We start from the raw sequence: 19,315 nt of genomic DNA, 5'->3' as shown, positions 1-19,315 counted from the left end.
GGGAGGGCAGCCGTTGTCAGTGGCGTGCGCTTCACTGAGTTCGTCACTCTCAGTTACATCATGGGGCGGGATCATGACGGACCGTATGACGTATGTGACGCAGGCGGGGCTCCGGGGGCGCGGGTGGTCGGACGCGATGGTGCGGGATCTGCTGGGCGAGCCTGATGTGCAGGGGCGCAATCCCCGGCAGTGGTCGGTGACACCCGTGCGGCTGTATCTGCTGGCCAGGGTGGAGGCGGTGGAGCGGACGCCCGAGTTCGCCGCGGGCACGGCCGCGGCGGGGCGGGGGGCGGCGGCGGCTCGGGCCGCGGCGGAGCGACGGCGTCAGGCGGTCCTGAGCGCCATCCGGGCGGAGCCGATCCGGGTGCCGGTGTTGCCGGACGCGGAGCTGGAGATGAGGGCGGTGCGGCACCGGCGCCTGTCCGTGGAGCGCGGAGAGGCCGGAGGGGGCGGGCCGGGCGCCGGGCCGCGGGGGCCCGCCCCCGGGACGGGGCGGGAACGGGGCCCCGTCGCGGGCCAGGGGCCCGGGGCGAGGCAAGGTGCCGGGGCGAGGCAAGGGCCTCGGGCGAGGCAGGGACCTGCGGCGAGGCAGGGGCCCGGGGCGGGGCAGGGGCAGGCGCCCGGAGCCGGGCGGGGACGGGCGCCCGGCGTCCGGCAGGGGGCCGTGCCGCCGGCGGCGCTCGTGCGGTGGCAGGTCGACTATCTGCGTCAGGTGCTGAGGAGGTACGACGCGCTGCTGGACGGGCTGTTCGCGGCGACGGGCCGGGCCGAGGCCGAGCTGTTGCTGCGGCGGCGGATCTACGAGGCGATCGGCGACGCGTACCCGCGGCTCGCGGAGGAGTGCAGGAGGCGGATCGGGTGAGGGTGTGGACGATGGAGGTGGGGCCACCGCGATGAGTTCCGGCGCGGCCGGCGGTCTGCCCCCGTATGAGCACACAACACAGGGAACCGCAGCGGACGGACGCACACACGGAGACGGTCATGCTCGATCTCGGACCCGCGACTCGCGGGGTGGCCGGCCTGCTGGAGGGCGTCGGCGACGAGCACCTCGACGCCCCGACGCCCTGTCCGGAGTACGCGGTGCGCGACCTGCTGGCCCACCTGGCGGGGCTCGCGGTCGCGTTCCGGGACGCCGCGAGGAAGGACGTCGGGCCGACGACGGACACGGACCCGCAGGACGCCCGGCCGGTCCTTCCCGACGGCTGGCGCGGCGAGCTGCCCCGCCGGCTGGACGAGCTGGCCGCCGCCTGGCGCCGGCCGGAGGCCTGGCGGGGCACCACCCGGGCGGGCGGGATCACCCTCCCGGGCGAGGTGGCGGGGACAGTCGCGCTGAACGAGGTGCTGATCCACGGCTGGGACCTGGCCCGCGCGACCGGCCAGGAGTACACGCCCGACGAGGCGTCACTGCGGGCGTCGCAGGCGCTGCTGGCCCCGACCGCTCACGGCTCCCCCGAGGAGCGGGGCCCGTTCGGCCCCCCGGTCCCGGTGCCGGAGGACGCCCCGCTGCTGGACCGCGTCATCGGTCTGAGCGGCCGTCGCCCCGACTGGCGGCCGGGCACCTGAGCCGGGGGCGCCGGCGAGCCGGGCGCGCCGCCGGGACGCGGACGCCGGTCGGGACAGCGGCGGCCACCGCGACAGGGGGCGACAGGTCGGGGGCGACAGGGCTCGGGGGCGCGACAGGGGGGTGGGGCAGGGGAAAACCCGGTGATCAGGTGCGGGCGGTATGTCATGCTCACGCACCATGACACGCCGTCCCAGACCCAGCCTGTACATCTCCGTCGACATCGAGGCCGACGGCCCCATCCCCGGCCCGTATTCGATGCTCAGCCTCGGCGCCGCCGTGGCCGGGCGCCAGGACGCGGAGGGGTACACCGCCGCCGACCCGGAGGCGAACACCTTCTACCGCGAACTGCGCCCGATCGGCGACGCGTTCGTACCGGAGGCGCTGGCGGTCAGCGGGCTGGACCGGGAACGGCTGATGGCCGAGGGCGCCGGACCGGAGGTCGCGCTGGCCGAGTTCAGCGGCTGGGTGCGCGAGGTGAGCGCCGGCGCGCAGCCGGTCATGTGCGGATATCCGGCCTCGTACGACTGGACGTTCCTGTACTGGTACCTGATGCGGTTCACCGGTGCGAGCCCGTTCGGGCACTCGGGCTGCATGGACATGAAGACGCTGTACGCCACGAAGGCGCGGCTGCCGCTGCGGGCCGTGGCCAAGGGGACGATGCCTCGTGAGCTGCTGTCCCGCCGGCGCCACACCCACCACGCCCTGGACGACGCGATCGAGCAGGCGGAGCTGTTCAGCAATCTCATGGCGTGGCCCGGCGTGTGAGCCGGCCGGCGCCCGGCCCCGCACGGACGACGCCGTACGGGGCCGGAGGGCCGGGGTCGGGGGCGGCCCGGTCGGGGCTCTGGTGACCCGACGACCCTGGTGACCTGACGGACCGGGTGACCCGACGGACCGGGTGACCCGACGGACCGGCGCGGCCCGTCGGGTCAGTGCACGGGGGTCGTCTTGGCGGTGCGGACCTCGGAGATCTCGTCGCCCGGTTCCATCGGCGCCGTCACCTCGTCGTCGTCGCGGTGCCCGCCCAGGTGGTTGAAGACCAGGTTGAGCAGGACGGCGGCGACACAGCCGGTGGAGATGCCGGAGTCCAGGATGATCTTCGCCGTCTCGGGGAAGGCGTGGTAGAACTCCGGCGCCGTGATCGGGATGATGCCGACCGCCAGTGAGACGGCCACGATCAGGACGTTGTTGTCCTTCTCCAGACCTGCCTTGACGAGGGTCTGGATACCGCTCGCGGCGACCGAGCCGAACAGGACGACGCCCGCGCCGCCGAGTACCGGCCGGGGGACGACCGAGATCAGGGAGGCGGCGACCGGGGAGAGGCCCATCAGGAGCAGGAAGCCGCCGCCGCACGCCACCACGAAGCGGCTGCGGATCCGGGTCATGGCGACCAGGCCGATGTTCTGCGCGAAGGCGCTGCACATGAAGCCGTTGAACAGCGGGCTGATCGCCGAGCCGAGCGTGTCGGCGCGCAGACCCGCGGCGATGGTCTTCTCGTCGGCCGGCTTGTCGACGATCTCGCCGAGCGCGAGCATGTCGGCGGTCGACTCGGTCATCGACACGAGCATCACCACACACATGGAGATGATCGCGGCGAGCGCGAACTGCGGTGCGCCGAAGTGGAACGGGGTGGGGAATCCGACGATGTCCGCCTCGGTGACCGGGCTGAAGTCGGTGACGCCGAAGGGGATCGCGATGAGCGTGCCGAGTACGAGGCCGATCAGGACGGCGATCTGCTTGACGAAGCCGCGGGTGAAGCGGCGCAGCCCCAGCACCACCACGAGGGTGATCGCCGCGAGCGTGAGGTAGGTGGTCGAGCCGTAGTCGGACGCGGCCGGGTCGGGGCCCTGGGCCCAGCCGAAGGCCACGGGCAGCAGGGAGACGCCGATCAGGGTGATGACGGTGCCGGTGACGACCGGGGGGAAGAACCGGACGAGCTTGCTGAAGAACGGCGCCGCGACGAAGCCGAGTACGCCGGCCACGATGATCGCGCCGAAGATGATCGGTATCGCGTCGGACTTGTCGTCGGTGGTGTCGACGATGGCGAGCATCGGGGCGACACCGGCGAAGGTGACGCCGTTGACGAACGGCAGTCGGGCGCCGATCTTCCAGATGCCGAGCGTCTGGAGGAAGGTGGCGAGCCCCGCGGTGAAGAGGCTGGCGCCGGTGAGGAACGTGAGTTCGGTGCCGGAGAGCCCCACGGCGGCTCCGACGATCAGCGGCGGGGCCACCACGCCCGCGTACATGGCGGCCACGTGCTGCAGGCCGCTGGTGAACATTTTGAGGGGCGGCAGGGTCTCGTCGACCGGATGCTTCCGGTCTGCGGTGCCGGCTTCCGCGTCGGGGATGTCTGCGTCGTTGCGAAACCTGGGCTTGGCGGCCACGGCGGTTCCTCCGGTCGGTTACACGTGCTTGGACGTGGGTTTCAGGGAGGTGGTGCAGGTCTTGCGCCCGGGGTGTGTCGTGGGTGAGCGAGTGAACCGAAGGGGCGCGACCGTGTCGGAAGGGAGGCTGCGCGCGAGGTGCGGCTGCCGCCGCGCGGTCGGAGGGTCGTGAGGCACGAACGACCCGGGTACGAAACGACCGCCGACACAGGCTTCGGGCGCCCGGAGGCGGACCGAGCTCGTGAAACGACACGGGTCACCGTCCCGGGGGGTGCGGTCCTTCCTTGCGGACCGCACCCCCCGGCCGGCTGCCGTGGACCCCGCTCGGGTCCACGGCGACCGGCTGAGGGCCGTCCCCCTCAGCCGGACTCCTTGGTGCCGCCCGGGCTCAGCCCTGGGCCGCGATCCGGGCGAGGCGCTGGGCCTCGTCCCGGGTGGAGCGCGCGATGGCGTCCTCGTCGGCGTGCAGCAGGCGGTTGTTCTCCACGATCTGCCTGCCGTTGACGAACGACGCGGTGACCGGGGCCGCCGCGCCGAACACGAGAGCGGTCACCGGGTCCGCGATGGAGGCATGGGCGAGCGTGTCCAGCTTCCACAGCACCAGGTCGGCGAGCTTGCCCGGCTCCAGGGAGCCGATCTGCGAGGCCCGGCCCAGTACCTGCGCGCCGCCGTAGGTGCCCAGGCGAAGGGCCTGGCGGGCGTTGAGCGCGGCCTCGCGGTGCACGGGGTTGAGGCGGTTGATGAGCAGGGCGTTGCGCAGCTCGGTGTGGAGCTCACCGGACTCGTTGGAGGCGGTGCCGTCGACGCCGAGGCCGACCGGGACGCCGGCGGCGAGCATGTCGGGGACGCGTGCGATGCCGGCCGCGAGACGGGCGTTGGAGGAGGGGCAGTGGGCGACACCGGTCTTCGTACGGGCGAAGGCGGCGATGTCGGAGTCGTTCATGTGGACGCAGTGCGCCATCCACACGTCCTCGCCGAGCCAGCCCGTCGACTCGAAGTAGTCGGTGGGGCCCATGCCGAACAGCTCGTGGCAGAACTTCTCCTCCTCCACGGTCTCCGAGCCGTGGGTGTGGAGGCGTACGCCGAGGCGGCGGGCCAGTTCGGCGCCCTGCTTGAGCAGTTCGGTGGAGACGGAGAAGGGCGAGCAGGGCGCGACCGCGACCTGGGTCATGGCGTCGAAGGAGGCGTCGTGGTGCTTCTTGACGGTCTCCTCGGTGGCGGCGAGCGCGCCTTCGAGGGTCTCGACGGCGAAGTCCGGCGGCAGGCCGCCGTCCTTCTCGCTGCGGTCCATGGAGCCGCGGGCCAGGGTGAAGCGGACGCCCATCTCGGAGGCGGCCCGGATGATGGCGCCGGACAGGTCGCCGGAGCCCTGCGGGTAGACGTAGTGGTGGTCCATGGCCGTGGTGACGCCGCCGCGCGCCATCATGGCGAGCGAGCCCTGGGCCGCCGAGTACGCCATCTGCTCGTCGATGCGCGCCCAGGTCGGGTAGAGCGCGACGAGCCAGTTGAAGAGGTTGTGGTCGGTGGCCAGGCCTCGGGTGATCCACTGGTAGAAGTGGTGGTGGGTGTTGATCAGGCCGGGCGTGACCAGATGGCCGGTGGCGTCGATGCGCCGGACGACGTTGTCCAGGCCTTCGGGGGCCTTGCCGGCCCCGATCGACTCGATCCTGTTGTCCGCGATGACGAGGTGGCCCGAGGCGTACTCGGTGTCGTCGGCGTCGACGGTCGCGATCGCGCAGTTCTCGATCACGATGCGCTGGGCTGCCGAAGGTGCCATGGTGCTTCCTTCTTCTCTGACTGGCGGTGGCGGGGTGGGCACGGCAGGACCCTAGGGGGATTTGAGTGCCGGGACCGCGTGACGGCTCCGGGTGCCGAGATGGTGGAAGAACAGGTTGAGCAGGACCGCGGTGAGCGCTCCCGCGCTGATCCCGGAGCCGAGGACCGTCTGGGCCCAGGCCGGGAAGCCGGCGTGGAAGGTGGGTGCGGCGAGCGGGATGATGCCCGCGCCGAGCGCGACGGCCACCAGGACGATGCGGGAGCTGTCGTCGAGTCCGGCCTCGGAGAGCGTGCGGATGCCGCTCACCGCGAGGGAGCCGAAGAGGACGATCCCGGCGCCGCCGAGGACGGGCATCGGGACGAGCGAGACGACCGCGCCGAGGACGGGGAACGCGCCGAGGACGAGGAGCGCGCCGCCGGCTGCCGCGACGGGGTAGCGGCTGCGTACGCGCGTCAGGGAGACGACGCCGGCGTTCTGGGCGAAGGCCGAGGTGGGGAAGGAGCCGAAGACGGGTCCCAGGAGGGTGGCGATGCCGTCGGTGCGCAGGCCGCGGGTGAGGGTGCGGCCGTCGCTGCGGCGTTCGCAGATCTCGCCGAGGGCGAGCATGCCGGCGCTGGACTCGGTTATGAGGACCAGCATCACGATGCACAGGGAGAGGATCGCGGCGGGCTGGAACTCGGGGGCGCCGAAGGCGAAGGGTGCGGGCAGCGCGGCGACGGGCGCCTCGCGCAGTGCGGAGAAGTCGGCCATCCCGAACGGGACGGCGGCCAGCGTGCCGGTGAACAGGCCGATCAGCAGGGCGGTCTGCTTGACGAAGCCCCGGCCGAAGCGCTGGACGAGCAGGATCATGACGAGGGTGAAGCCGGCGAGGGCCAGGTACTTCATGGCACCGAAGTCGGCGGCGTGCTTGTCGCCGCCCTGTGCCCAGGCGACCGGGAGGGGCATCAGGGACACCCCGACGAGGGTGATCACGACGCCGGTGACCGGGGGCGGGAAGAAGCGGAGCAGACGGCCGAAGAAGGGGCCGACGACCAGGCAGAAGACTCCGGCGACCATGACGGCGCCGTGGATGGCGGGCAGCTGGTGGCCGGGGGCGCTGGTCTCGGCGATGGCGAGCATCGGGGCGATACCGGCGGAAGAAGCGGCGTTCACGAACGGCAGGCGGTTGCCGGCGAGACGGGCGACGCCGAGGGTCTGCAGGAGGGTGGCGAGACCGGCGACGAGCAGGCTCGCCGCGATCAGACGGGTCGTTCCGGCGGTGTCGAGGCCGACGGCCTGGCCGATGACGAGCGGAGGGGTGACGACGCCCGCGTACACGGCGGCGATGTGCTGGAGCGCGGCGGGGACGAGCCGCGTGAAGGGGAGCTTTTCGTCCACCGCGTGGACGTCCGTGCGAAGGTGCTGTTCCGGCGGGGCGGAACACGGGCCTTCTGCCGGCCCGACTGCAGGCTGTGCCATGGCGGTTCCCTCCGGTCCGAGGGCGGCCCCGCCCGTGTCGGGCGGGCGGAGCCGTCGTCGGTCCCGCGTCAGAGGTTGGTCATGTCGACCGGGATCTGCGGCTCGATGCCGTCCCGCAGGATGGTGGCCTCGATGAGGCCGTACGGGCGGTCCGCCGCGAAGTAGACCTCGTTGTCGTTCTTGAGGCCGAACGGCTCGAGGTCCACCAGGAAGTGGTGCTTGTTCGGGAGGGAGAAGCGCACTTCGTCGATCTCCGACCGGTTGTTGATGATGCGCGCGCCCATCTGGTACAGCGTCTGCTGCAGCGAGAGGGAGTACGTCTCGGCGAAGGCCTGGAGCATGTGCTTCTTGACCTGCTCGTAGGACTTCTCCCAGTTGGGCATCCGGTCGTCGTCGTCGGTCCAGTTGAACCGCCAGCGGCCGGAGACCTGGGTGGCCAGGATGCGGTCGTACGCCTCCTGGAGGGTCGTGTACTTGTCCTTGACGTAGCCCCAGAACTCCGAGTTGGTGGAGTTCATCACGACCAGGTCCTTCAGACCGGAGATGACCTGCCACTTCTCACCGTCGTAGGTGATCTGGGTGACCCGGGTCTCCTGGCCCTTGCGGACGAAGGAGTGCTTGACCTCGTCGGCGCCTATGAACTTCGAGTTGGCCTCGGAGGTCTCGATGCGCTCCCAGGCGTATTCCTCGATACGGATGCGCGCCTGGTGGATCGGCTCCTGCGAGGTGACGAAGTGCCGGGCGAGGTGGATGCCGAACTGCTCGGCGGACTCGATGCCGTACTCCTTGGCGAACGCGTACACCGTGTTCTTGGTGGTGTCGGTCGGCAGGACGTTGGCGTTGGAGCCGGAGTAGTGCACCTCGTCCATGTCGCCGGAGAGGGCGACGGAGACGTTCAGGTCCTTGATGTGGTGGGTGTCGCCGTCCCGCGTGATCTTGACGACGCGGTTCTCTGCTTTGCCGTACTGGTTCTGGCCGAGAATCGTGGGCATGTCTGCTAGCTCCCTCGGTAAACGGAGTAGCCGAACGGGTTGAGCAGCAGCGGTACGTGGTAGTGCTCGCCCGGTACGACGGCGAACGTGATCGCCACCTCCGGGAAGAACGCGCCGCTGTCCCTTACGCGGGGGGCGTCCTGCTGCGCCTCGGCTTGCTTCTTGTCGAAGTACGCCTCGGTCTCGAAGTCGAGACGTACGTGGGTGGTGCCTTCCGGCAGGGCCGGCAGGTCCTTGCACCGCCCGTCCGCGTCGGTCGCGGAGCCGCCGAGCGCCACCCACTCCGCGCCGGGCCCGCTGCGGGCCGCGAGGGAGATGGCGACGCCCTCGGCGGGGCGGCCGACGCTGGTGTCCAGGATGTGCGTGGACACCGACGCGGTGGTTTCGGTACTCATGCGTTCTCTTCCTCCACGAGACGGGTCAGCCGGATGCGGTTGATCTTGCCCAGTTCGGTGCGGACGATCTCCCGCTCCCGCTCGGGCGTGTTGCCGATCCGCTCCCGGACCGCGTCGCGCATCTGCTCACCGGTCCGGCCGGTGGCGCAGATCAGAAAGACATGACCGAACTTGTCCTGGTAGGCCAGGTTGAGTTCGAGCATTTCGGCCTTGAGTTCCTCGGAGGCGCCGGCCATCCCGCTCTGCTCGCGGGAGGAGGTCGGGTCACCGGGCTTCGGCCGGCCGATCGGCGGGTGCCCGGCCATCGCCTCGGCCAGGTCCTCCGCGGTCAGCTCGGCCATCGCGGCGTCGCTGGCGAGGAGAAGGGCTTCGGTGGTGGCGTACGGGCGCTGGGCGAGCAGCTTGCTCCCCCACGCCGAGCTGGCGCACACCTCGTGGAGGGAGGCCTGGGCCTCCCTGTCGGCGGAGGTGTTGAACCGGGCGAGGCCCGGTACGGAAGTCGAAGTCACGGGAGCCTCCGTGGCTGTTTTTCGCTGTGCTTCGGACGGGCTGCGGATAGCTAACGCCCTTGGCCAACGCGCCGTCAACACTTTGTTGAAACTTCGGTGACACAAAAGCCGCCGTCCCGACATCCGGACGGCGGCCTTGACCCAGGGTGATCAGTTACTCACCCTTAGCGGCGTTTTCCCTGTTCAGGTAGTTGTACACAGTGAAGCGGCTGACGCCGAGGGCACTGGCCACCGTCTCCACACCGTGCCGCACCGAGAAGGCGCCACGCGCCTCCAGCGTACGCACGACCGACTGCTTGACCTTGCGGTCGAGCTCGGAGAGCGGCATGCCGTGCATCCGCTCCATGGCGGCCAGGATTCGTTCCAGCGAGTCGGCCAGCTGCGGCAGCCGCACGGCGAGGACGTCCTCACCCTCCCAGGTGAGCACGACGTCGTCGGCCTGGGCCTGCTCGGGCGCCAGCATCTCCGCGCCCATCGCGTCCACCAGCGGCTTCACCGCGGTGACGAGGGGGTGCTCTCCCGGCTCGGTCATTTCTCGCCCTCCCTGATCACGTTCACCTGCAGGGAGACCCGAGTGGCGCCCGCCCCCAGGGCGCGGCGCAGCAGCGCGTCGACGGCACCGAGTACCGCCTCCGCGCCACCCTCGGCGGTATTGCCGAAGGGCCCCACGTCCACGGCGTCCAGATCGGCCGCCTGAATGACCTCGCGGGCCACCACGGCATGGGCCGGCGCCTCGTCCAGATCGAACGGTTCCGTCGTGAACTCCACTCTCAGTCGCTGCATGCCCCCCACGGTAAGCCCGCCCGCGCCCCGGGCCGCCGACCGGCCCGGGAAAACCGCCCGCCCGGCCCGCGACGTGGGGTTTCGCCGGCGGCCGGCCCCGGCCCCTCCGGCACGACGGGCCGCCCGCCGGGTGGGTGTCTTTTCACGGGCCGGTCTTGACAGCCGTCCCCACCTGCATGCAGTCTTCCGTTAAGCAGAAACGAACTTCCGCAATACGGAAGGAGCGCCGAACCCCTCATGGGATACACGGACCAGCGCTTCGATGTGAACCTGTCGATCCTCTTCACCGAGCTCCCGCTCCTGGAGCGCCCCGCGGCCGCCGCCGCGGCGGGCTTCACCGCGGTCGAGCTGTGGTGGCCCTGGATCGAGACGCCCACGCCCGACCGGAGCGAACTCGACGCCCTGAAAAAGGCTCTGGACGACGCCGGCACCCAGCTGGTCGGCCTGAACTTCTACGCCGGGCAACTGCCCGGCCCGGACCGCGGCGCCCTGTCCGTACCCGGTGAGGAGTCCGACCGCTTCCGCGCCAACATCGACGTGGCCGCGGACTTCGCCGCCTCGGTCGGCTGCAAGGCGCTCAACGCCCTGTACGGAAACCGCGTCGACGGCGTCGACCCGGCCGCCCAGGACGAACTCGCCCTGGAGAACCTGATCCTGGCCGCCCGCGCGGCCGACCGGATCGGTGCGATCCTCCTGATCGAGACCCTCAACCAGCCGGAGTCCCCGCGCTACCCGCTGGTGAGCGCCCCGGCCGCGATCGAGGTCGTCGACAAGGTCAACGAGGCCACGGGCCTGGGCAACGCCAAGTTCCTGCTCGACCTGTACCACCTGTCGATGAACGGCGAGGACCTGAACCAGGTCATCGACACGTACACGGCCAAGACCGGGCACGTCCAGATCGCCGACAACCCGGGCCGCGGCGCGCCGGGCACCGGCGACCTCGACCTCGCCGAGCTGCTCGGCCGCCTGAAGAAGGCGGGCTACGACGGCTGGGTCGGCCTGGAGTACAAGGCCGGCGACCGCCCGAGCGCGGAGAGCTTCGAGTGGCTTCCGCAGCCGCTGCGCGCGGCCAACTGACGTCACGTACAAGAGTTTTGAGAGAGGTACCCTCATGAGCACCACCCCCACCGATCCCTCCCGGCCCACCCGCCCGACGGTCGCCTGGATCGGTCTCGGCATCATGGGCTCCCCCATGTCCGAGAACCTGATCAAGGCGGGCTACTCGGTCACCGGCTTCACCCTGGAGCAGGACAAGCTGGACCGGCTGGCCGCGGCCGGCGGCACCGCCGCCGGCTCGATCGCCGAGGCCGTCAGGGACGCCGACGTCGTCATCACGATGGTCCCCGCCTCCCCGCAGGTCGAGGCCATCTCCTACGGCCCCGACGGCATCCTGGAGAACGCCAGGCAGGGTGCGCTGCTGATCGACATGTCCTCGATCACCCCGCAGACCTCGATCGACCTGGCGAAGGCCGCGGCCGACAAGGGCATCCGGGTGCTCGACGCCCCGGTCTCCGGCGGCGAGGCCGGCGCCATCGAGGCCGTGCTGTCCATCATGGTCGGCGGCGAGAAGGCCGACTTCGACGCGGCCCTGCCGATCCTCGAAGCCCTGGGCAAGACCATCGTCCTGTGCGGCCCGCACGGCTCCGGCCAGACGGTGAAGGCCGCCAACCAGCTGATCGTCGCGGTCAACATCCAGGCCTGCGCCGAGGCCGTGGTCTTCCTGGAGAAGTCCGGCGTGGACCTCACCGCCGCACTCGACGTCCTCAACGGCGGTCTGGCCGGCTCGACCGTCCTGACCCGCAAGAAGGACAACTTCCTCAACCGGGACTTCAAGCCGGGCTTCCGTATCGACCTGCACCACAAGGACATGGGCATCGTCACCGACGCCGCCCGCAACGTCGGTGCCGCCCTGCCCGTCGGCGCCGTGGTCGCCCAGCTGGTCGCCTCCCTGCGCGCGCAGGGCGACGGCGGCCTGGACCACTCGGCCCTGCTCCGCGCCGTCGAGCGCCTGTCGGGCTCGCAGGTCTGAGCCCTCCTTCCACCAGGGAGGCTTCCCCAGATTTCCGGGCGGCGCCGTCGCTGACACCTGTCCTGTCGCGCCCAAGCGCCGGCGCCGTCCGGAACACCCTCTTCAATTTCAACAAACTGTTGACGCGATGTTCGGGGCGTATCTACGCTCCTCGCACCCCTTCAGCAGCTCTCGTACGTATCGGAAGGTCACGATGTCGAAGCGCGTGCTTACGACCGAGTCCGGCGCCCCGGTCGCCGACAACCAGAACTCCGCCACCGCCGGCGTCGGTGGCCCGCTGCTCCTGCAGGACCAGCACCTGCTGGAGAAGCTCGCCCGCTTCAACCGTGAGCGCATCCCGGAGCGTGTCGTGCACGCCCGTGGTTCCGGTGCGTACGGCTACTTCGAGGTCACCGACGACGTCACCGCCTACACCAAGGCGGACTTCCTCGGCGAGGTCGGCAAGCGCACCGAACTGTTCATCCGCTTCTCCACCGTGGCCGACTCGCTCGGCGGCGCGGACGCGGTCCGTGACCCGCGCGGCTTCGCGGTGAAGTTCTACACCGAGGAGGGCAACTACGACCTCGTCGGCAACAACACCCCGGTGTTCTTCATCAAGGACCCGATCAAGTTCCCCGACTTCATCCACTCCCAGAAGCGCGACCCGTTCACGGGCAAGCAGGAGCCGGACAACGTCTGGGACTTCTGGGCGCACGCCCCCGAGGCGACGCACCAGATCACCTGGCTGATGGGCGACCGCGGCATCCCCGCCTCGTACCGCCACATGAACGGCTACGGCTCCCACACCTACCAGTGGACCAACGCCGAGGGCGAGGCCTTCTTCGTCAAGTACCACTTCAAGACGAACCAGGGTGTGCGCTCCCTGTCGTCGGAACAGGCCGCCGAGGTCGTCGGCAAGGACGCCAACTCCCACCAGACCGACCTGCTGCAGGCCATCGAGCGCGGTGTGAACCCCTCGTGGACCCTGTACGTGCAGATCATGCCGGCCGCCGAGGCCGCGGACTACCGCTTCAACCCGTTCGACCTGACCAAGGTGTGGCCGCACGCCGACTACCCGCTGCAGCGGGTCGGCCGGATGGTCCTCGACCGCAACCCGGACAACGTCTTCGCCGAGGTCGAGCAGGCCGCGTTCTCCCCCAACAACTTCGTCCCGGGCATCGGCCCGTCGCCGGACAAGATGCTCCAGGGCCGCCTGTTCGCCTACGCGGACGCGCACCGCTACCGCCTCGGTGTCAACCACACCCAGCTGCCGGTGAACGCCCCCCGGGCGACGGTGGCGGACAACTACGGCCGTGACGGCTTCATGGCCACCCGCAACGGCTCGCGCCACGACAAGAACTACGAGCCCAACTCCTACTCCGGCCCGGCCCAGACGGACGCGGCGCTCTCCGCCCCGCTGGCCGTCCACGGCCACACCGGCACCCACGCGGCCCCGCTGCACACCAAGGACGACGACTTCTTCCAGGCGGGCGAGCTCTACCGCCTGATGTCGGAGGAGGAGAAGTCCCGCCTCGTGGCCAACATCGCCGGCGGCCTGTCCCAGGTCTCCCGCGAGGACGTCATCGAGAAGAACCTCGCTCACTTCCACGCTGCCGACCCCGAGTACGGCAAGCGCGTCGAGGAAGCGGTCCGCGCCCTGCGCGAGGACTGATTCCCGACCGGCACAGACCGCGTACGACGGCCGACGGGAGGTCGGCCGCCGTACGCAGTCCGCACCGCGGGCCCGGATGAGGGGTGGCCGGCGGTACGGACGACTCGAACCGCGGCGGCGTGCGAGCCAGTGCGGTGGTAAGGGCAGCTCCGCCCGCTTCTTGACCTGAAGGAAGCGGGCGGGTCCCCGTCGCCGCCGCCGCGGTCCCGAATACCTCCCCCACCTGCCCCGTCCGGCGGCGCGAACGTCCTGTCGCGCCAGCCTCGCACCGTCGGACGGTCACCACGTCACAAGCCAGAGCGCGGCGTTCGGTTTACGGTCCCGAACGCCGCGCTCTTCTGTTGCTGCTCTGAACTGGGGTTTTGGCCCAGATGTGCACGCCAGTTTGAATTGACCTGCGAAACGGATCCCGCGCTTCCACCCCCAGGCGGAGCACCATCATGCACGGACACGACGCCGCCGAGGCCGCAGCCCTCCGCGCCCTGGAGCGCAACCCCGCCCAGATCGGCGAACGCCCCACCCCCATCCGCCTCCGCGTCCACGAGACCATGCGCACCGTCGAGGCCGCCCTCGTCGAGTGCGCCGACCAGATCGCCCCGACGATCACCATCGCCCCCCTCAAGCCGCCGGCCCCCCGCCGCGCCGCGCCCGCCCACACCCGCACCGAACGGGTCGCGTGGGCCGACCACGCCCGCCGCATCGAGCTCGCGCGCGCCGACGCCACGGACATCCGCCGCTGGCGGTACACGGGGCAGCGCACCGCCCCATACGCCGCCCTGTGGCTCCTCGCCCGTGTCGAGCGCCGGTCGGGCCCCTTCCGGCCGCTCACGGAGGCACACCGGCGGCACATCGCGAGTGTGGCCGCGGGCGGGGTCGCCCGCATCGAGGCCGCCCTTGAATTGGCCGACCAGTGCCGCGAGCTCTCCGCCGAGCACCCGTGCGCGTGCGGCGGGACGATCGAGGTGTACGGCGGAGCCGGAGTCACCCCATGCGCCCGATGCAAGGGCTGCGGGGCGATCTGGAACCAAAGCGGCATCGTCGCCGCGCGCCGCGTGACGCAAAGCCAGCCGAATCGACACTGCAAACTTGTCCGAGTACGCTCGAAATTGGGAAGTCCATCAAGATATTCGAATCTGAAACTTCTTTCTATGGTCGGCATCCCTGAGGTCGATCACTAGGGCTCGACGAATGCCTTCCCCCTGCCCTCACGGGAGCCAGCTAGGCGGCCCTACTCGAGCCACATCACTCAGCCTCCTGCACCACGGAGATGATGATTTTGACCCGCCATCACACTCAACCCTTCGAATCCCGAGCGGCCGAATCCTCGCTGCCCCCTGCCGAACTCATACCACCCGAGGGAATCCGGCGACCACGGCAGCAGTCGGGGGAACCGTTCAAGCGGGCGCACCCCTACATGCCAACCGTTCCCCTAGTACTCAACGGCGAGCTCGTCGAGGACCTTGAGCGGATGAACGCCGAATACCCGGGAAATCTGTACGCCACACCAGTGGTTTACGACGGCACTTTCGCCCTTGCGGCTTTCACTGACAGCAAAGAGATGCTGGCCGAGTCACGCAGGATGGCAAGTGACGAATATAAATGGGCCATAGAAGAACGTGCAATTGGTTGCCTTCCGGACACTGCACCAGCGCCAACTGTGCTAGACGTCTTTGATCAACGTAATCTTCGAGGTGAAAGACTCCGCACCCTGCCCGGGACGAAACGCCCAGACCTGAGGCAGGTGCCACGCAAGGAAACCCTCAACTGGAACAACGTCATACGCTCTGTCGACGTGTGCGCGTACCCCTACACTGTTGCAACCGACTTTAATTTCGACGGAGTGCAACACTTCATCAACTTCCGCTGCGGTTTCAATCCGACCGCCTGGGGCATCAACACATCCTCGCTCGTCAACTGGGGCACGATTCCCCCGGAGTTCTGACTCCCTTACAGACGGTGCCGCCCCCCTGACGGACACATCCGGACACCAATTCCGGGGCAGGCGGACAGACCAGAGCCGCTGTCCCGCCCGCCGGCTGGACAGGGGCTCCGGGCTTCGGCAGCTGTCCGGATTTGCAGAGTCCCCGCAGGTCACAAGGGTGTATCGAAACTGGTTACGGTCCCGAACGCCGCGCTCTTCTGTTGCCGCTCTGACCCGCAGTTTGACTGAACGGAGCAGTTGTTCTCGAAATTCGGGAACAACGTGGAAACCCGCGTACCGATTTCATCCTTGTCGTCCCTGTCGGCGAGCGTCGTGGAGCGACCCGAGCAGAGCGGCCCGATCACCTTCCGCCCGGCGGAGTCGCCGTTCTGGCACCACCCCCGCCTGGCGGCCTGCGGGGGGAAGTACACCGAGGAAGAGATGACCTTCCGCGAAAGGAATGAGTACCAGCGCGCCGCGGCCGAGCAGCCCCACGAGCTTTCCGCGACTTGGCTGACTGGCCGGCCGGCACCGGTATGCGTTGGGGCGAGGCCACAGCGTTTCGGATGCGTGACCTGAGCCCGAACGCGGACGTCCCCACCGCGTCGGTCCAGCGGGCATGGAGCGTACGGCCGGGGGGAGCCTCCTCCCCGGGCCCGCCCAAGTCGAAGGAGTCGTGGCGGCAAGCGGCTCCATCCACCCTTAACCGGTCGCGGATGACCCTCATGAAGATCCCGCTTGCAGGCTGTCATACGTAGGCGCGCGGCCCTCGCCGCGTGCGGCTTCGCCCTCTGCGGAGCCCTCGCCGCACCAGCGGCCATAGAAGCGCCTCCGCCATAGTGGACAGTGAGCAGACCCAGGTCGACAACGCGGAGCGGAAGAAGCCGAAGAAGCCGAAGAGGCATTAGGACAGCAGCTTCATCGCAGAGTGCGAAGGCTGAACAGGCAACCCCCAACCGACAGGGCTCGGGGGTTGCTCGCGTCGCGCTGAACTGACGGTATTCGGGCCCACTCGACACGATCCACGGCGTGTGGCTGACGACGAGCAGCGTGCCTACATAATGTCCCACCCGCCGCCTGACCCGAGGGACACTGAACGCGAGCGCAGCCGACCACGGCGGAGACCTCCGGGTGTGCGGTGTTTCTCCGGCGGCTGGGTCGACTTCGCCAGGGCAGTGTTCTCCGGCGTCACGGTCAACTTCACCGACGCAGTCGGTGTGCTGCAAGTAGGCATGGTTCCGGCGGGCGGCGAACACTTCCGACCGGGCTGCTCCTTCCCCCCGATCGACACTTGCCTGGAGATTCCGACGCCGCGCTCTTCTGTCATGTTGGCCGGCCTGCAACATAGTTGCGGCGTGCGTCTGCTCCTCGCAGCCGCGGGAAGACTGTGGGGGACACATCACGGCGGCTCGGCCCGTCGTCCTGGCACGGCGCTGCTGATGGCGTCGTGGCCACAGAGCTCAACGGGTAAGACTGCCCCTCTCGGCCTTCGGGCCGAGAGGGGGCGCTTTCGTTGTGCTCCGGCTCACACGAGAACGACCCTGCCCCATACCCTGTCAGTGACGAGCTGCAAGGAGAGGGGCAAGGCCGTGTCGTCTGACGCTACCCCGGACCCGTACGCCAACCCGATGGTGTTCGGCCAGAGAATGCAGATCTTGCGCGAGCGACGCGGTATGAGCCGCGTCGTCCTGGCCGGACTGCTGGGCAAGTCTCCGGCCTGGGTGAAGCAAGTGGAGAAGGGCCAGATTCAGGCCCCTTCCATTGACACCGTTCTTCGCATCGCCGAAGCCTTGCGCCTACGCGACCTCGCCGACCTGACGGGCCGCCCCGACATGCATGTCGATCTGTTCGTCGCCCCCGGCCACCCGCGGTTGGCCGCAGTCCGCGCGGCCGTCGATGCTTTCCCCCTGACCACTACCCGCGAGGCACCGCCCACAGAGCACCTGCGTGCCCGGCTCGACCGGGCCTGGGCGGCGCGGCACTCCGCACCTCACCACCGCGAGGTGATCGGCGCCCTGCTGCCGGACCTGATCCGTGACGCACAGCTCGCTGTACGGCAGGCACAGCGGCCGGCCGAGTGGCGGGCAGCGCAGGCCACCCTCGCCGAGGTGTACTCGCTGAGTCAGTTCTTCCTGGCGTATCAGCCGGACAGCAGCCTGCTATGGCGGGTGGCCGAGCGGAGCATGGTGGCAGCCGCGCAGTCGGAGGACCCCCACACGATCGGCGTCTCCGCCTGGCTGATGGCGCAGGCTCACCGCGATTCAGGGCCGGGCCACTTCGACGCGGCCGACACCGTCAACCTGAGGACGCTCGCCTTCCTGGAGCCACTCCTGCCGGATGCCCCTGACGACCTCCTGTCCATCGCCGGAGCGCTCACCTTCGAGGCCGGATACACGGCCGCCCGCCGCGGCGACAGGGGCACAGCCTGGCGATACTGGGACACCGCGCAACAGATGGCCGAGCGTCTCCCGGAGGCGTACTTCCATCCGGTCACCAGCTTCTCCCGCGCCATCATGGGCGCACATGCGGTCACGGTGGCCGTTGAGCTGCACGCCGGCCAGGAGTCGGTGCGGCAGGCTGCCCGGGCGGACGCGACCACGATCCCTTCCCGCCCGCGCCGCGCACGGCACAGGATCGAGGAGGCTCGCGGCTTTCATCTGGACGGGCAGCCCGATGTGGCGATCGCGACGCTGGCGCAGGCGTACGAGGCGGCCCCTGAGACGATCCGCTACAACGGCTACGCACGGCGGATCATCCTGGAGGAGACCGAGTCCCGGGTAGCGGCCCGCCGCGAACGAGCGTCTGAACTCGCGGTCAGGGTAGGCGTGCTGGCCGCCTGACGAGGGGTATGGATTTCTACCCTCTGCGGCTGAGAGCCACTTCTACCGTCGGATCAGAGCTGATCACCTGATTCGAGGGGAGCGTCCCGTGAACACCAGAGCCTGTGCATACTGCCTTTCCGCGGGGGCTGATGTGTGTGTCCGCGTCGTCGTGACAGACAGCGGCGACGACCGGCATGAGTTCGCCCACGAGTCGTGCGCCGCGCGGCGGGCCGTGGAGCCGCTGTACCGCCTGCTGCTCGAGCCCGAGCCCGCGCGGTGAGCAGCGTCAAGGCGCCCACGCCGGCGCCATCAGGTCCCCTGCCCGATCCCGGCACGCTGACCGTTGAACAGCACTACGGGCGCGCCTGCGTCTACTGCGGCGCCGACCTCACGTGCTCGACGTCTGTCGCGTACGGCCACCACGTCTACAGGCGGGACGCGTTCGTCGACTTCTTCACCTCTTGGTGGCCGGGGGCTTGCAGGCCATGTCACGACAGGAGGAGCACCTCGTGAAGGCCTCCGCTCTCCTGTCGCACGACAGTGCCGGCGCCTCGTGGTTGGCGTCGGTGATGGACCCGCCCTCAATCATCCTGGCCGAGTGGGCGGACAGTCGGGACGGCCTGGCCGACATTCCGCTGGGCGTTCGTTTCGACGTCGTGCGCGTGGCCTGGTCCGTCGGCCGGCCGGTCTTCCAGAACCTGGCCGGGAAGCATGTGTCGCTCGGGCCGGTGCTGCACTGCGGTCCCCGGCAGTGCGTCGAGTTTCTCGTCCCCGCGGGGTCGGCGGAGGCTTGGGCGGAGGTGCGTCTCACGGTGTGCTCGGGCCGGGGCGGTGTACTGCGCTGTCCGGCCCCTGGCTCGGTCGCCCGCAGCCGCGCGTGGCTGAACCCGCCGCTCGGCGACGGCGTGCTGACCGACCCCGAGATGCTGCACGACCACATCGTGCGCATGGCCGGCACTTCCTGAACTCCCGTGCCGGCCGCCGGCCACCGTCCGGCCGGAACGGGCCGCGAGACCCGCCCCGCACCCCC

The 19,315-nt window shown here is 69.9% G+C and carries 18 protein-coding genes; 10 read left to right on the top strand and 8 right to left on the bottom strand.

The window, feature by feature from the left end; all coding sequences use genetic code 11:
* Positions 1-73: 73 nt before the first annotated feature.
* From ACY34K_RS23100 to ACY34K_RS23090, 3 genes are all read left to right on the top strand, one after another.
* Positions 74-862 (top strand): hypothetical protein, encoded by a 789-nt coding sequence (locus ACY34K_RS23100; RefSeq protein WP_462750137.1) that lies wholly within the window; start codon positions 74-76, stop codon positions 860-862.
* A gap of 119 nt (positions 863-981) precedes the next feature.
* On the top strand, positions 982-1,563 hold the full coding sequence (locus ACY34K_RS23095) for a TIGR03086 family metal-binding protein (protein WP_462750135.1): 582 nt from the start codon (positions 982-984) through the stop codon (positions 1,561-1,563).
* 178 nt (positions 1,564-1,741) lie between these two features.
* Positions 1,742-2,329 (top strand): 3'-5' exonuclease, encoded by a 588-nt coding sequence (locus ACY34K_RS23090; RefSeq protein WP_462750133.1) that lies wholly within the window; start codon positions 1,742-1,744, stop codon positions 2,327-2,329.
* A gap of 164 nt (positions 2,330-2,493) precedes the next feature.
* On the opposite strand, the gene ACY34K_RS23085 is transcribed toward ACY34K_RS23090, so the two are convergent.
* The 8 genes from ACY34K_RS23085 to ACY34K_RS23050 form a co-directional block, all read right to left on the bottom strand.
* Entirely contained in the window at positions 2,494-3,948 is a 1,455-nt protein-coding gene (locus ACY34K_RS23085; protein WP_462750131.1) for a nucleobase:cation symporter-2 family protein, read from the bottom strand.
* A 388-nt stretch (positions 3,949-4,336) separates the two neighbouring features.
* Positions 4,337-5,725, bottom strand: a complete 1,389-nt coding sequence (locus tag ACY34K_RS23080) for an 8-oxoguanine deaminase (protein ID WP_462750129.1) — start codon at positions 5,723-5,725, stop codon at positions 4,337-4,339.
* Between the two features lie 51 nt (positions 5,726-5,776).
* Positions 5,777-7,183 carry a nucleobase:cation symporter-2 family protein gene (locus tag ACY34K_RS23075; RefSeq protein ID WP_462750127.1) on the bottom strand — a complete coding sequence of 469 codons (1,407 nt, stop codon included), beginning with the start codon at positions 7,181-7,183 and terminating at the stop codon, positions 5,777-5,779.
* 68 nt (positions 7,184-7,251) lie between these two features.
* Positions 7,252-8,175, bottom strand: a complete 924-nt coding sequence (pucL, locus tag ACY34K_RS23070) for a factor-independent urate hydroxylase (RefSeq protein ID WP_462750125.1) — start codon at positions 8,173-8,175, stop codon at positions 7,252-7,254.
* Positions 8,176-8,180: 5 nt separating this feature from the next.
* Positions 8,181-8,570: a hydroxyisourate hydrolase gene (gene uraH, locus ACY34K_RS23065; RefSeq protein ID WP_462750123.1), complete on the bottom strand. Its 390-nt coding sequence runs from the start codon at positions 8,568-8,570 to the stop codon at positions 8,181-8,183.
* Entirely contained in the window at positions 8,567-9,079 is a 513-nt protein-coding gene (gene uraD / locus ACY34K_RS23060; RefSeq protein WP_462750121.1) for a 2-oxo-4-hydroxy-4-carboxy-5-ureidoimidazoline decarboxylase, read from the bottom strand. The genes uraH and uraD overlap by 4 nt, the downstream gene beginning before the upstream one ends.
* Before the next feature lie 154 nt (positions 9,080-9,233).
* Positions 9,234-9,611: a helix-turn-helix domain-containing protein gene (locus ACY34K_RS23055; RefSeq protein WP_462750119.1), complete on the bottom strand. Its 378-nt coding sequence runs from the start codon at positions 9,609-9,611 to the stop codon at positions 9,234-9,236.
* The gene (locus tag ACY34K_RS23050) at positions 9,608-9,862 is read right to left on the bottom strand and encodes a YkoF family thiamine-binding protein (protein WP_462750117.1); all 255 of its coding nucleotides are present in this window, start codon (positions 9,860-9,862) and stop codon (positions 9,608-9,610) included. The genes ACY34K_RS23055 and ACY34K_RS23050 overlap by 4 nt, the downstream gene beginning before the upstream one ends.
* Positions 9,863-10,099: 237 nt before the next feature.
* Here ACY34K_RS23050 and ACY34K_RS23045 point away from each other — a divergent pair, with 237 nt between their 5' ends.
* The 7 genes from ACY34K_RS23045 to ACY34K_RS23015 all read left to right on the top strand — a co-directional run bounded on the left by ACY34K_RS23045 (position 10,100) and on the right by ACY34K_RS23015 (position 19,250).
* Positions 10,100-10,939 carry a TIM barrel protein gene (locus ACY34K_RS23045; protein WP_462750115.1) on the top strand — a complete coding sequence of 280 codons (840 nt, stop codon included), beginning with the start codon at positions 10,100-10,102 and terminating at the stop codon, positions 10,937-10,939.
* Positions 10,940-10,973: 34 nt separating this feature from the next.
* Positions 10,974-11,891, top strand: coding sequence for a 2-hydroxy-3-oxopropionate reductase (locus ACY34K_RS23040; protein WP_462750113.1), 918 nt, complete (start codon positions 10,974-10,976; stop codon positions 11,889-11,891).
* Between the two features lie 193 nt (positions 11,892-12,084).
* On the top strand, positions 12,085-13,542 hold the full coding sequence (locus ACY34K_RS23035) for a catalase (RefSeq protein ID WP_462750111.1): 1,458 nt from the start codon (positions 12,085-12,087) through the stop codon (positions 13,540-13,542).
* Positions 13,543-13,982: 440 nt separating this feature from the next.
* Positions 13,983-14,720: a hypothetical protein gene (locus ACY34K_RS23030; protein WP_462750109.1), complete on the top strand. Its 738-nt coding sequence runs from the start codon at positions 13,983-13,985 to the stop codon at positions 14,718-14,720.
* A 290-nt stretch (positions 14,721-15,010) separates the two neighbouring features.
* Positions 15,011-15,484 (top strand): hypothetical protein, encoded by a 474-nt coding sequence (locus ACY34K_RS23025; protein WP_462750107.1) that lies wholly within the window; start codon positions 15,011-15,013, stop codon positions 15,482-15,484.
* A 1,607-nt stretch (positions 15,485-17,091) separates the two neighbouring features.
* On the top strand, positions 17,092-18,303 hold the full coding sequence (locus tag ACY34K_RS23020) for a helix-turn-helix domain-containing protein (RefSeq protein WP_462750105.1): 1,212 nt from the start codon (positions 17,092-17,094) through the stop codon (positions 18,301-18,303).
* A 491-nt stretch (positions 18,304-18,794) separates the two neighbouring features.
* A complete protein-coding gene (locus tag ACY34K_RS23015; RefSeq protein WP_462750103.1) occupies positions 18,795-19,250 on the top strand; it encodes a hypothetical protein in 456 nt (151 codons plus the stop codon).
* Positions 19,251-19,315 lie beyond the last annotated feature (65 nt).

Source organism: Streptomyces sp. STAM6 (genome assembly GCF_054963715.1).
The sequence above is the reverse complement of the archived record's forward strand: the minus strand, read 5'-3'. Positions and strand labels throughout refer to the sequence as shown.